Origin of the sequence: Rhodoblastus sphagnicola (assembly GCF_002937075.1) — a bacterium.
GTDB lineage: Bacteria > Pseudomonadota > Alphaproteobacteria > Rhizobiales > Beijerinckiaceae > Rhodoblastus > Rhodoblastus sphagnicola.
This window is the reverse complement of the sequence record NZ_NHSJ01000131.1, coordinates 18855-34303: the sequence shown is the minus strand read 5'-3', so window position 1 is coordinate 34303 and position 15449 is coordinate 18855. Positions and strand designations below refer to the sequence as shown.

Below are 15449 nucleotides of genomic sequence, written 5' to 3'. Positions count from 1 at the left end.
CGTTGGTGATGGGCTGGCATCTCCGCCTCCAAACTGTCACGCAACTTACACAAAGATGGCGCGCAACACACGGATGCCCTAAGCAGACATTCGTTGGCTTCCCAACGAATGTCTGCTTAGCTTCCTTTGTTTTTGCAGGATTTTTATCCGAAAACCGGTGGCCACTTTTCGGAAATCCTGCTTATGTCAATTTAGAACGACACCACCCGGAGCGGGTGACTGCCCCGCTAAACGTTTCCCGCTTACGCATTTATTGTGCGAGATTGCATCGCGATGAATGTGGGCGCCACCGCCAGGGAGGAAGGTATCGTGACCCGATCGGCTCGCTTGCTCCGGGCAATGATACTGGGCTTTGGGATGTGGGCGTTTGGCCTCACGGCCACGAAAGCTGGGCAGGCGGCCTCGCCGTCTATGCCTGAGCACGAAGTTCGCTACGGAATCCCCGCGCAAACCTTGGCAGGCGCGCTGAATGCCTACGCCGCTGCAAGCAGCGTGCAGGTGTTGTACGAGACTTCTTTGGTCGCGGGCCGGAAGTCCGCGTCCGTCAGTGGCGACCTCGCTCCGTCAGTGGCGTTGCAGAGGCTTCTTGCCGGCACGGGGTTGGTCGCGCGACAGACTGACGTTGACGCCGTAACCGTGGTTCCCGCGGACCGGGAGGCGGCGCTGCGGTTGCCGTCTGGGGACGAGCAAACGTTGATGGCTGCTCTGCAAGTCGGCATTCTCGATGCGCTTTGCAAATCCGAACTGACGCGACCCGGAAATTTCCGGATCGCGCTGCAGCTTTGGATTAACCCCGTTGGAACGGTGCGGCATGCTGTTCTGCTAGGGTCTACCGGGGACTTTCGCCGCGACGACGCGCTCGTCCTTGCCTTGCGGCGTGTGACATTGGCGGGCATGGCGCCTGCGAAGGTCGCCCAGCCCGTAACGATGGTGATCGCGCCTCGCGGACGTGATCAGCCTCGGGAATGCGGTCCGCCTGAGTAAGGCGATATTATGGAGCTGACCGTTGTCGATCTGTCATATTTGATCGCTACAGCGTCGCTGAATACCGGAGTGATGCGGCATGTGTTGGCGCCTGGATTGCGAATGGACGTCAGTTGCGCCCAGCGCCGGTCCGGCAATTCTGGCGCCTGATCGTCTGTCCGACCTGATACGATGACCTGGAATACGCTCCGCGAATTGCTGGTCGATCAGTACGACGACTTCAGAAAACGCCTGACACGCCGTCTAGGGTCCGCCGAACTGGCCGACGAAAGCCTGAACGAGACCTGGCTGCGCCTGCACCGCGGCGACGAGGCGGGCGTTGTCCGCAGCCCGGCGGGATATCTCCTGCGGATGGCGACGAATATCGCGACAGATCATCGACGGGCGGAAAACCGTCGGGCGCGCCGTTCCGACGTGCGCGACGCCCTCGAGGTGTTGCCCGATCCCGCACCCAGCCCGGAACGCGAGGTCGCGGCGCGGTCGGAGGTCAAGGCGCTGCACCGGGCGATTGCCGCGCTGCCCCACCGGTCGCGGGAGATCTTGATCGCAGGGCGGGTCAAGGGCTTGTCGCAAAATGAAATTGCGGACCGGTTCGGCATCACTCCGCGGATGGTAAGGATGGAGTTGCGGCGCGCCCTCGATCATTGCGAGGCGTTTCTGGACGGCGATGCCGGCGGACCGGACAGGTCGATCGATACAATAGAAAATGAACGTGCTGTGCAGGCCATTGCGGCCAAGGCCGGCCGCGAATGAGCTGGCTTCGATGATGAAAGGTGACGAACACGACAGTGACGAGCTGTTGCGCAACCGCGCCAAGGATTGGGTCGTGCATCTGGCGACCGGCGACGCCACGCAGGCCGATCTGGACGAAGTTCGGCGTTGGTGCGCGCGGAGCCCTCGTCATGCCGCAGCCTATGCCCAGGTTTGCCGTCTATGGGGGATGCTGGAGACGCCGCTGCTTGAGGCGCAGCGCCATGGCCTTGGCTTCTCCGGTCGCGCCCGGCCAATGGGCCGGCGCGCCTTCATCGGCGGCGCGGTTGCGGCCTCGGCGGCGGTCGTCGCAGGCGGGTTGCTCATTCGGCCCCCGCTGGACCTGTGGCCGTCGCTGACCGAACTGGGCTCGGATTATCGCACCGGGGTCGGCGAGCAGCGCAAGCTGGCGCTGGGGGGCGACGTCCTGATCGAGATGAACACGCGCACCAGCCTGAATATCCGCGAAGTCGACGGCGACAAGCGGGACATCGAACTGGTGGCCGGCGAGGCGGCGGTGTCGGCGCAATCGGGCGTCGTGACCGTCCGGGCTGCCGCCGGCGCTGTCTCGGCGGCCAATGCCCAGTTCACGCTCCGGTTCGACCGTTCCGAGGTGCGTGTGACGTGTCTCAATGGCACGGTCGACGTCGGCGTTCGCGGACGGAGCGTCGGTCTCAATGCAGGCAAGCAACTGGCCTATGCGGACGATATCGGCGCCGCCACCGCGGCCAATCCCGATGTGTCCGCCGGCTGGCGCGACGGCGTTCTGGTGTTCGAGAACGAACTGCTCTCGCATGTCATCGATGAGGTCAACCGCTATCGCCCGGGCCACATCGTGCTGCTGAATGCCGAAATCGGTAGACGGAGGGTCAGCGCCCGCTTCAAGCTCAGCCGGCTGGACATGGTCATCACCCAGTTCCATGAGGTCTTCGGCGCCAAGGTGCGGTCGCTCGGCGGCGGCCTCGTCATGTTGAGCTAATGCGACAGCAGCAAGACAATCAGCGTTTTCCAGCGGAAATAATTCTTCTCGTTGCGACTTCCTCTCGTTGATCGCCGGAACGTCCTTAGGACAGCCGATGATCTTCGGGAGCGAGCGGCATGCTTTAGCCGCCCGATCTGTCTTGAGAAAGAGTTTTCATGTCGTTCCGCGCCGCTGCATCCAACCGTCGTCTGTCCAGTCGCGCCAACGATCAGGGGTCACGGATCGCCGCGCGGTCGTCCGGCGCCGTGTCGCGCAGTGCGTTGCTTGCCGGCGCCAGCGGACTTGTTCTCGGACTGATGCTGGCGGGGTCGCCGGACGCCATGGCCCGATCGCTGAACGGTTCGGCCGCCGGCGTATCCGCGCCGAATTTCGCCTCGGATGCTGCTACAGTCGCGGCGCAGCAGGCCGGTGCGGTCGCCAAACAGAGCCAGAACGCGCTCAATCGTTCGATCCAGGCCATGCAGGCGGCGCAGGCCGCCGCGCGGGCGGCTGCGCAGGCGCGCGAATTGTCCACTACGGCGCCGCTCGGCGTTGCCAACGGCCTCGCGCCGGGCGGCCTCGCGCCGGACTCGGGTCTCGCCGGCAATGGCGTTGCCAATGCGGTCACGACCTGGAGCGGCGCCAATACGCCAACGCAAACGGTCGGCGCCGGTGGCCAGACTTTGGTCGGCATCCGCCAGACCACAGCCAACGCAATCCTGAACTGGCGATCCTTCAATGTCGGCGCCCGCACCACGTTGAACTTCGACCAGCAGGGCCATGCCAGTTGGGTCGCGCTGAACCGCGTCGAGGCCGGCGTCGCGCCGAGCCAGATCCTCGGCAACATCAAGGCCGACGGCCAAGTCTATGTCATCAACCAGAGCGGCGTCATTTTCGGCGGCGCCAGCCAGATCAACGTTGGCGCGCTGATCGCTTCCACGGCTGACATCACCGACGCCCAGTTCCGGGCCAACGGCATCTATTCGGCGCAGAACGCAGGAAGTTACACGCCGAGCTTCACGGCTGCGGGCGGCAAGGTGGTGGTGGAAGCCGGCGCGCTGATCTCGACGGCGGCGCCAACCTCGGTGACCTCTGGCGGCGGCTTCGTCATGCTGCTCGGCAGCGAGGTCGTCAATGCCGGCTCGATCACCACGCCAAAGGGGCAGGCGCTGCTCGCCGCCGGCGATGATTTCATCCTGCGCAAGGGCTTTGGCACCGACGGCAATGCGTTCTCGACGACTCGCGGCAGCGAAGTGGCGCCTGTCATTTACGCCGGCAGCCTCAGCGGCGCGGTCAGCAACAGCGGCGCCGTGCTGTCGCAGCAGGGCGATATCACGCTGGCCGGACGCACGCTCACGCAGGACGGTGTGCTGATCTCGACCACCTCGGTGCACCAGCGCGGCGCCATCCATTTGCTCAATTCGGCGAGCGACACCAACGGCAAGATTACGCTCACCGGCAACAGCGTCAGCGTCATCCTTCCGGAACTGGACTCCACCGACACCGCGCTGGATTCCCAGCGCGACGCGCTGATCGCGAAGTCCGGCCAGAACCTGCAGGCGACCGGGCAATTCGACAATCTGTCGCAACTGGCGGACCGGCTCGACCAGTCGCGCGTCGAGATCGTCAGCGGCGGCATCGTCGAGTTGAAGAACAATTCGCTGACCATGGCGCAAGGCGGCACCGTCGCCGTCAGCGCCAGCCAGCGCATCTTTACCGAGACCGGCTCAACGGTGGACGTCTCCGGCGTGCAGGGCGTGGTGCGGCCAATGTCGGCCAACCAGATCAGGATCAGCGTGCAGGGCAATGAACTGCGCGACTCTCCGGTCAACCGCGACAGTGGCGTGCTGATCAACAAGAACGTCTGGATCGACATCCGCGATCTCGTTCTGGTTCCGGCCGGCGCCGGCGGCTATGCCAGCGACCGTTACTACACCAAGGGCGGGCTGCTTGAGCTTGGCGGCTACCTCTCCAACACCGCACACACAATCGGCGAATGGACCGCGCTCGGCGGCAGCATCACGCTGGCGGCGCCGGAAGTGATCGCGCAGCAGGGCGCCAAGTTCGACATCTCCGGCGGCTCGGTGAGCTATGCCGGCGGCAACATCTATTCGAGCAAGCTGATCGGCGCCGACGGCCGCATCTACAGCTTCGACAATGCTCCGGCCGATATGAAGTTCCTGGGCATGGCGGGCGGTTTCTCGCGCAGCCACATGATTCAGGGAAAGGTCGTTCCGGAACTGACCGAGTACTGGACGTCGATCCTCGATCGCAACTCCAGTTCGCGCTACGAATCCGGCTATACGATCGGCCGCGACGCCGGCCGCCTCAACCTTTCGACGCCGACCTCGCTGTTTCAGGCCGAGATTGTCGCAGATGTGATCACCGGCGAGCGTCAGAACAGCGCGCGGGCGGCCGGAGTCAGCGATGGCTACAAGCAGGCGCAGAACAGCGCGGCCCTTTCCGGAACGCTGGCCGTTGCCAATTATGTGTATTCCGCCAACCCGGCCAACACCAAGCTCTACGACGTGCCCGTGGCGACGACGATCACCGTGGGATCGGACGCTGTCTTTGCGGGTAATTTCGGCTTGAACAACGCCATCGATCCCAGTCTGAACGGCACGGTGCATCTCGATGCCAAGTCGTTGTCGCGCTTCGGGCTTGGCGGCCTGTGGCTGGACGCCAAGGAGAAAGTCGCCATGGCCGCGCCGCTGACCCTGGCTTCAGGCGGCAACCTCCAGATCTTTGCGCCCCATGCGGATATCGCCGCGGATGTCACCGCGCGGGGCGGCAGCGTCTCGGTGAGCAATATCGGCGGCAATGGCGACGCCGGCGGATATCTCACGGATAGCGACGGCAACGCATCCATCGTCGTGCGCGCCGGCGTCACCCTCAATGTGCGCGGACTGTCGTCCAATGCGATGACCGACCCATCGACGCTGTCGGGTCTTGCCTTCGTCAATGGCGGCAATGTCGCGCTGCGTTCGACCGGCGATGTGACGCTCGAAGATCGCTCGGCGATCGACGTGTCGTCAGGGGGCGCCGTTCTCGCTTCCGGAAAGACCAAAGGCGACAAGGGCGGCGACGTCACCTTGATGGCCGATTACGGAGGCGGCGGCTCGGGCGTCCTGACGTTGAAGGGCGGTTTTCGCGGTTTTGGCGTCGATGGCGGCGGCAAACTCACATTATCGACGTCGGGCGTGGTGGTGATCGGCGACGCCAGCTACGAAATCGGCTCGACGCTACCGGTCGGATCGGCCACCCCGGCGGACGTAATATTGGCGCAGGCGCTGTTCGTTGCCGCTGGCGCTGCGCTGCCGGTCAGCTATGACGAAAGTATCTCGTCGGTTGCCGGCGGCGTGGCGTTGCCGTTCAACGCCACCATTCCCGCGGCGGGCCTGACGTTGGCGGCCGACTGGGTCGTCCCTGCCGGCACGCAGAACATCTGGTATAACTTCAATGGAAGCGACGTCCAAGTTAGCGCCGGTATGGTCGTCCCCGAATCGGCTTTTCTTTACGGGTCAGTTCCAAGCGCCATTCGTACGCTGCCCGCAGGTTACGTCTTGCCGGCGGACGCTTTCCCGTCGGGCTTCGCGCTCGACACGCCGGTTGTCTTCCCGCACGCCGCCGGATCCATCGCGGCGGTCAACGTCACGATTGCCGCGGGGACACTCATTCGCGCGGGGACGATCCTGCCATCGGATGCCGCGATCAAGCCGGTCGCAGCCTTGCACGTCGGGGCTGACCTGCTGAGCAGCGGTTTCTCAAGCTATTCGATCAATGGCGAAAGCGGCCTGATCGTGCCGGGCGGGGCGACCTTGGCCCCCGTGATGCCGGTCTATCGCTTGACCGAAGCCAGCTTCGCCGCGCCGACCGGCAGCGATCCCTCGATGGCGCTCACCCCATGGCTGTCGCCGGAGCTCTACATCGCCGATCCGATCAAGGGGACGCTGACCGCGCGCGGTGGCGCCGACCTTGAATTGCTGTCGGGCCGCACCGCGGACCCGGCGCTCGGCCAGCTCGCAGGCGGGGGCATTTCAGTCGGCGCCGGCGCCTCGATCGCGGTCGATCCCGGTCGCAGCGTTCGCATCGCCAGCGGCGGACAGGTCACCATCGACGGCAGCATCACTGCGCGCGTCGGGACCATCAATGTGCTCAACACCGGCAACACGATCCCTCTCGGCGCCGATATCGGCGGCCTCTCGGTCTGGATCGGCGCGCAGGCCCGGCTCGACGCGTCGGCGCAGGCCTTCACGGCGCTCGATGCCAGGGGCCATGCGTTCGGCGTGGCGCCGGACGGCGGCAAGGTCGTGCTCGGCAGCCTCGGCGGCAAGAGCACCCAATATACAAACGGCAACCTCTCGACCGAATCCTATGTCGTGGTCCGCGAAGGCGCGGTCATCGACGTCTCCGGCGCCAGCGCCGAGCTCGCCGTCGCGACGGCCGGCGACGGCACGCTCGTCAACCGCAATGTCGCCAGCAGCGGCGGCAGCATCGTGATGGATTCCTCCACGGGCATCTACAATGACGGCACGCTGCTGGCGCGCGCCGGCGGCGCCGGGGCCTCCGGCGGCACGCTGACGCTGAATCTGGAAGCGCCGATCTACAGCATGTTGCCGAACCCGCCGCCGGCCCGTATGCTGGCCGGACGGGCGCTTCATGTTTCGCAGACGCGGCAGCCCAGCCTGCTGCCTCCGGGTCTGCAGGCCGGCGCGTCTGACGATGCCCTCAAGCCCGGCTACGCAAACCTCAGCGTCGAGCAGGTCGCCGCCGGCGGCTTCGACAATCTGTCGCTGTTCGCGCGCACCGCGATCGTCTTCGACGGCGACGTCACGCTGTCAGCCGGACGCAGCATCGCGCTGCGCACGGCCAACCTGTACAATTCCGTCGAAGGCGGCCATGCGACGGTGTCGTCGCCCTACGTGACGCTCGACGGCCAGTTCACGTTGCGGGCGGGCGCCGACATGGTGCTGGCCTCGATCCTGCCGACATGGCCGACCACGGGCACGCTCCGCGTCGAAGGCGGCCTGATCGACGTCGTCAACAGCATGAATGCGCAACTCGCGAGGCTGACGCTCGATAGCCGCAGCGATCTCCGCTTCCTCGCCGCGACGGCGCAGGCAACAGGCGCCGCCAACGATGCGACCACGGTTCTTGCCTCGCAAGGCGACCTCGACCTGATCGCGCGCCGCATCTATCCGGCCTCCGGCGCGATGGCGCAGCTTTATGCGGGCGCCACGATCAATGCGAGCGGCGCGCCGGTGCTCGATCCCAACGTGGCCAACAGCGGCGCGATCAATATCGGGCGTCGCGACGACCAGAGCGTCGCCGCGCCGTATTCGGTGTTCGGGGTGCTCAACATGCGCGCCGGTACGATCCGGCAGGGCGGCAATCTGCTGGCGCCGCTCGGCACGATCGGGCTCACCGCCGAGACGCCATCCAACGCCGCACTGCAGACCAGCCCGGATCAAGGGCTGGTCGAACTCCTGCCTGGCAGCCTGACGTCGGTGAGCGCCAAGGGGCTCGTGATGCCCTATGGCGGCACGGTCGACGGCGTCAATTTCACCGTCAACGGCGTCGCGCCGCTCACCTGCAATCTGCTGACCGGCACGATTGTCTCCGGAAGCGCGCGTCCACGTCTCGGCGTCACAGTGACGGCGAGCCGCATGGTCGGCGATGCCGGCTCAACGCTCGATTTGTCCGGCGGCGGTGCGCTGGCGGGCGCAGCCTTTGTCTCCGGCCGTGGCGGTTCGGTCGATGCGCTGGTCACGGCGCTGGCCAATGCCAATCCCGGCAACAGCTTTAGCGCAGCCGGCAACAAGGTCTATGCAATCATGCCCGGCATCGACGTGGCGCCGACCGCCGGCGCCTACGCCTCTGCCTGGACCGGCGCCGTGCCGGGCGTCGGCGAGCAGGTCACGATTCCCGAGGGCGTGCCCGGCCTGCCGGCCGGCGCCTACACGCTGCTTCCGGCGAACTACGCGCTGCTGCCCGGCGCCTACCGCGTCGAACTCGGCGCCAAGGGAACGGCGAATTACGGCTCCGCTCTGCCGGTCGCGTCCGGCTCGTATCTGGTCAGTGGCATCCGCAGCGTCGCCGGCGCCGCCATCATCGACACGCTCGCCACGTCGATGATCGTGACATCTGGCGCTGCGACGCGCAGCTACTCGCCATATAACGAGCAGGGTTTCGAGACCTTCCAACTGGCGCAGGCATCCACCTTCGGCACGCTGCGCGCGCCGATGACGGTGGACGGCAAGTTCCTGACGCTCAACCTGGCGCCGCTGGCGGCCGGCAGCGCGCCGCGCGTGGAATCCGCTGTTGTGTTCAACGGCCGCGCGGACTTTACGCCGGAGAACGGCGGCTACGGCGGCACGCTGTCGGTCACGCCCGGCGGCGCGCAGTATGCGTTCCAGAACGACCTGGTCGTCACCGGGCCGGGCAGCAGCACGATGCGCACCGACAACCTCATTACGGTCGCGGGCTCCGAGATCGCCCGCATCGGCGCGCCGAGCCTCTATCTTGGCGGGGCGCCGTCGGCCACATTGGCCGCCAACACGCCGCTGTTCACGGTCACCGATGGTCTGACACGTTCGCTGGTGATCGAGAGCGGCGTCGTGCTGCGCGGCTCGCAGGTCATTCTGGCGGCGGGCGACGGCGGCATCATCATGAAGTCGGGCGCCTCGATCAACACGCTCGGCGGCGGACTGCTCGCGCCGGATTCCACCACCGGATATCTGTTCAACGCGCCGACGCTGCTGGCGGTCTCCAACGGCTCGATCGCGCTCGATCCGTCGCGTTCGACGACGACGCAGATCATTCTCGAGGACAACACGTCGCTCTACAGCGAAGGCTCGATCGGCTTCACCGCGGGTCAGGGCGTCACGATCAGCGACACCACGCGCTTCGGCGCCCGCGATCTCGAACTGGCGCTGCCCTATATCAACATCGGCGCCACGCAATCGCTCGCCGACGCGGCAACCGCGGGAATCCTGCCGGGCGGCCTGACACTCGACCAGTCCACACTCGACCGGTTGATGCGCGGCGACCCGACCACCGGCGCGCCCGGCATGAAGAACCTGATCCTGTCGGCGGCGAATTCGGTCAATTTCTACGGCTCGGTCAATCTCTCCACGCTCGACGCCGGCGGCAAATCGATCCTCGACAGCTTCGTGCTGAGCACGCCCGCGATCTACGGTTACGGCGGCGCGCAGGACAACGTCACGCTCACCACCGATCGTCTGGTCTGGGGCAGCAAGGCGATCCTCACCGGCTGGAGCCCCACGCTGCAGCCGATCTACGCCGCGGCGGCGCCGGGCGCGATCATCGCCAATGGCCCGGGCGCGGGCCATGCCACCTTCAACGTCGCGGCGCGCGAAATCGTGTTCGGCTATCTCGCAAATTCGCAGCCGATGAGCACGCTGCAGTTCAACCGGCTGATGCTCGGCTTCGAAACAGTCAACCTGAACGCCTCGGCGCGCGTCACGTCCAACAACACCAATTCGTTGTCGGTGTGGCGCACCGGGCCAAACCCGGCAACGCCGTTCGACCCGAACGCCTATGCGGGCGATGCCGCGACGCTCAACCTGATCACGCCTCTGCTTACCGGCGACAACGGATCGACGATGTCGTTCATCGCCGGCGGCGCGCTGCGCCTGGTCGCGCCGGCGGGCGCCCCGGCCGACACGGCGGCGGTGGCCGCGCTCGGCGCGACGCTGAACCTGCGCTCGGCCGCCTCGTCGGTGACGCTGGAGTCCGCCATCGCGCTGCCTTCCGGCAAGTTGAGCGTGACAGCGCAGGACGGAATCGAGATTGGCAGCCGTGCGCGGCTCGACCTGTCCGGCCGCACGATCCCGTTCCACGACGTCGCGAAATATTCCTGGGGCGGCGACATCTCGCTGGAAAGCGCGCATGGCGACATCGCGATCTTCAACGGCGCGACCTTCGATGTTTCCGCAGTCAACAATGCCGCCGGCTCGATCTCGTTGATCGCGCCGGACGCCTCGGCCGGGACGATCGGCTTCTACAATGTCGGCGGCGGCGAGATGGCGTCGCTCGACGGCCTGTTCAAGGGGGCGGCGACAGCAGGATATAACAGCGGCTCGTTCAAGCTCTCGGCCCGCACGATCGGCGCGTTCGACGCCGTCGAGGGCGGCCAGAGCCTGAACTTTGCGCGGCTCAACCGCGGCCTCAACGCCGGCGGCTTCTTCGGCACGCGCGACTTCGCGATCAAGCGCGGCAGCCTCACCATCGGCAGCGAGGTCAAGGCGCATCATGTCATCGTGTCGCTCGACGATGCGGCGGGCAATCTCAGCGTCGCCGGCGCCATCGACGCCAGCGGCGCCAGGCCCGGCAGCATCCGCCTGTCCGCGCTCGGCAATCTCACGGTCGCGTCCGGCGGCATCCTCGACGTCCACGGCACAATGCTGCAGATCGACAGCGACGGCGTCGCCATCGACGCCAAGAACCGCGGCAGCATCGACCTGTTCGGCCGCGGCGGCGTGACGCTGCAATCCGGCGCCACCATGGACTTGTCGTCGCCGGACGGCGTCGCCCGCGGCGCCATCGAGATTTCCAGCATGCGCACCGGCGAGACCAGCGGCGACCTCAACATCGACGCATCGGCGCCGCTCAACATCGCGGGCGCCAAAAACATCTCCGTCAATGCGTTCTGGACCTACGACCTCAACAGCCCGAATGGCACGTTGATGCAGGACAATGGCGACACGGCGCCGGTGGCGACGACCGGGGCCAATACCGGGGCGGTCGGCCTCAACCAGATCGACGGGCGCAACGTCGCCTACATGAATGCTGCGCTCGCCAATGGCGGTCTGCAGAACCGGCTCGCCGGCCTGAAGAACAAGGGCGCGGCGTTCCATCTGCGCCCCGGCGTGGAGATCGTGAACAGCGCGGGTGATCTCACCATCACTGGCGATCTCAATCTGGCAGGCTATCGCTATGGACCGAACGCGGATCGCGATTCTGCCTCGGCCGGTTACGGCGCTGGCGAGGTGGGAGCGCTGGTGATCCGGGCTTCGGGCAACCTTGCCGTGAACGGCAGCGTGTCCGACGGTTTTGGCGTCCCTGTCGTGATTCCGATTGGTACGAACCAGACGTTCGAATATCTGGATGTGCCGCGAACGCTGACTGTGCCGATGACAATATCTCAGGGACAGATCGAATTCTCTGGCCCGACGATCCTGAATTTCGACGCGGTGTTGAGCAGCGACAACTATCTGATTCGTGGGGTTGCCGTTCCGTTCGACTTCAGCACTCGGATTGCTATCGCAGAAACAGGCTGGGTGGCAACCGCGAGCATCTATAGTCCGGTTGGTGGTCTGCTCTACAGCGCTGGTCAGACAGTGACGGCCCCAATTCCCCAAGGCGCTCGGTTCTCTGCTGGAATTGTTCTTCCAGGCGACGGCGCCGTCGGCATTGTCAGTGGCACTATCGTTCCAGCAGGAACAAATCTTGCCGCATACTTCTACTCAGTTGCCTTAGCAGCCCAGACTTTGCCGACCGGAGCAACGCTACCCCAGTCCAGCTATTATTTTGCGCTGACAACAATTTACGGCAAGACGACGCCGATGCTGGCTGCTGGAAGCCAGTCATGGTCGCTCCGCATGGTCAGCGGCGCCGACCTGCAGAGCGCCGACAGCCGCTCGGTACAATCGCTGTCAACGCTCGGCACTGCCGGCAACATGGTGCTTTCGGATCTGCACACCGACCTGACGGGGCTGCCGCTGTCGAGCGTGATCCGCACCGGCGCCGGCAATCTCGATCTCATCGCCGGTCGCGACCTGACGCAGGATACGCCGTTCGGCGTCTACACCGCCGGCGCCCAGATCTCGGTTGGTAGCGAGTACGCCGGCGTGACTTCGCAAGGCGGCTACTTCACCGAGGGCGGCGGCGATCTCGGGATCGCAGCCGGGCGCAAGCTGACTGGCTACATCTATCAGGATAATATCTCGCAATTGGGCCAGAACAATTATTCGGTCGGCAACTGGCTGGTTCGCCAGGGCGACGCCACGACAGCAGCGGCCTGGGGCATCCGTTTCGGTGCTTATGAAAACAATGTGCTGCGTGGCTTTGGCGGCTTTGGAACGCTGGGCGGCGGCAACCTGACGGTCGATGTCGGCGCAGATGCCGGCGCGCTCGATTCGATCCGGCAAATCAGTTCGAACAGCTTCCAGACCTATGCCAGTTCGGGCCTCGTCTTCGCCGTCGGATCCAGCGGCAGGGTGACGTCTGTTGCAAAGACGTCGGACGGTATCGTCACCGGCGGCACGTTGAGCCAGAGCGGCGGCGGCGACATGGCGATCGCGATCGGCGGTCGGCTCAATCCGCTCGGGGTCAGCAACGGCTTCACCCCGGACGATCTGTACGGATCGTTCACGAATGTGCGCGGCGACATCTCTGTGAAGGCTGCAGCCATCGGCTCGGCGCCGTTGCGCTACGGCTCGGGCGCGCCGAACGATCCCCGCGCGCCAAATCCCTACGCCGCGGCCGTGCTGCAGACAGACGGCGGCCTCGGCGGGCCGGTGGTCGTAATCGGCGACGGCACGGCCAGCCTGGCGGCACGCGGCGATCTGGTGCTCGGCGGCACGGGCAATCCGGGCATGATCTATGCGGAAGGCACTACCAACGTGGCCTCAGCGTATTCCCTGTGGCGTGCGGACAGTGCGATCAAGTTGCATTCGGCAGGCGGCAACCTGGTCCCCTACAGTATGGGATCCAACGAGGGCCTGAACGAATACTGGCTGTCGGGCAGCAACCAGATGGCGCGTTCCATGCTACCACCGATCTTCGAAGCCGTCGCGGCGCGCGGCAGCCTGTACTGGACGGCCAACTATCGCAGGTTTGAGCTGGCGCCCTCGGCCGATGGCTACCTCGAACTGATGGCCGGCAATTCGATCTACGCCGCAGCCTTTGTCGTCGGCTACAGCGGGCTCAACGATGGCGGCGCCTGGATCGTGTCCGGCGCAAAGACCGACCCGAACTCGATCCCCAATCCATTCCGCCCCGGGAATAGCAACGCTTACTTCGCTTTCCAGCCCGACACTGTGACCACCAACCTCCACGCCGGCGACGACAAGACCATCCGCGTCTATGCGATGAACGGCGACATCGTGAACTTCACACTCGGCGATTCCACACGAGAAAATTTCAATGGCGTGTTGCAGACCGGCTATGCCGCTGCGATGCCGGCGCGCATCTATGCCGGGCGCGACATCGTCAATTTCGGCAAGGGCGCTTATCGTTACGGCGGTCAGGAAGCGCCGAGCCTGTTCCTCAACAACGACGCCACCGACGTCTCGTCGATCGAGGCCGGTCGCGACATTCTTTATGCCGACGTTCAGATCGGCGGCCCCGGCTCGCTGCAAGTGATCGCCGGCCGCAACCTGTATCTCGGCGACAAGGGATCGATCGTCTCGATCGGGCCGCTGGCCTCGGGCGACACGCGGCCGGGCGCCGACATCCTGATGCAGGCCGGCGCCGGTTCGGCCGGGCCGAACTACACGGCGCTGCTGGCCTATCTCGATCCGGCCAACCTTGCCGTCACCGGGACGCCGCTGGCCGACCAGGCCGGTAAGGTGGCCAAGACCTATGAGCACGAACTTGCCGACTGGCTAAAGCAGCGCTTTGGCTTCACCGGCGGCGCGGCGGAAGCACGCAGCACCTTCGCCGCGCTGGCGCCGGAGCAGCAACAGATCTTCCTGCGCACGGTGTACTTCGCCGAGTTGAAGGCGGGCGGTCGCGAATACAACGATCCGTCGAGCACGCGCTACGGCTCCTATCTGCGCGGCCGCGAGGCCATTAGAGCGCTGTTCCCGGAGGCGGACGGCTATCGCGGCGACATCACGATGTTTGGCGGCGCGGGGGTGCAGACCCTGTTCGGCGGCGGCATCCAGATGCTGACGCCGGGCGGCCAGCAGGTGGTCGGCATCGAGGGCGTGGTCCCGCCAGCGACCGCCGGCATCGTCACCCAGGGTTCGGGCGCTATCCAGATGTATGCCAAGGGCTCGGTGCTGCTCGGCCTGTCGCGCATCATGACCACGTTCGGCGGCAACATCCTGGTATGGTCGGCGGAGGGCGACATCAATGCCGGTCGTGGCGCCAAGACGACGGTGGTCTACACCCCGCCGAAGCGGGTCTACGACGAATACGGCAACGTCACGCTGGCGCCGCAGGCGCCCTCGACCGGCGCCGGTATCGCAACGCTGAACCCGATCCCGGAAGTAAAGGCCGGCGACATCGACCTGATCGCGCCGCTCGGCAAGGTGGACGCGGGCGAAGCGGGCATTCGCGTCTCCGGCGACATCAACATCGCCGCTCTGCAGATCCTCAACGCCGCCAATATCCAGGCGCAGGGCAGGACCACCGGCATCCCGACGGTGCAGGCGCCGAGCATCAGCGCGGCCCTGTCAGCCACCAACGCCACCGCGGCGACGCAGCAGGCCGCAGCGCCGACCCAGGGCAGCGGCAATGCGCAGCCGTCGGTGATCATCGTTGAAGTGCTGGGCTACGGCGGGGGTGATGGATCTACGCCGAATCGCGATGAGGAGGAACGGCGCCGCCTGAACCGCAGCCGGCAGAGCTACGATCCCAACAGCTCCGTCCAGTTCGTCGGCATGGGTCGGCTGTCGGACGACCAGGCGCAGAAGCTGACGGCGGAGGAGCAGAGCCGCTTGGCGGTCCGATGACGCTAAACAGACATTCGTTGGCTTCCCAACGAATGTCTGCTTAGTTTCCT

The 15449-nt window shown here is 65.7% G+C and carries 4 protein-coding genes; all 4 read left to right on the top strand.

Annotated features, from left to right (window positions below):
- The first annotated feature begins 411 nt into the window (after positions 1-411).
- The 4 genes from CCR94_RS21675 (at position 412) to CCR94_RS21660 (ending at position 15399) form a co-directional block, all read left to right on the top strand.
- Entirely contained in the window at positions 412-984 is a 573-nt protein-coding gene (locus CCR94_RS21675; RefSeq protein ID WP_146090139.1) for an STN domain-containing protein, read from the top strand.
- A gap of 171 nt (positions 985-1155) precedes the next feature.
- The gene (locus tag CCR94_RS21670) at positions 1156-1737 is read left to right on the top strand and encodes an RNA polymerase sigma factor (RefSeq protein ID WP_104510252.1); all 582 of its coding nucleotides are present in this window, start codon (positions 1156-1158) and stop codon (positions 1735-1737) included.
- Positions 1738-1750: 13 nt separating this feature from the next.
- Entirely contained in the window at positions 1751-2713 is a 963-nt protein-coding gene (locus tag CCR94_RS21665) for a FecR family protein (protein WP_158254868.1), read from the top strand.
- Between the two features lie 158 nt (positions 2714-2871).
- The gene (locus CCR94_RS21660) at positions 2872-15399 is read left to right on the top strand and encodes a filamentous haemagglutinin family protein (protein WP_104510246.1); all 12528 of its coding nucleotides are present in this window, start codon (positions 2872-2874) and stop codon (positions 15397-15399) included.
- Positions 15400-15449 lie beyond the last annotated feature (50 nt).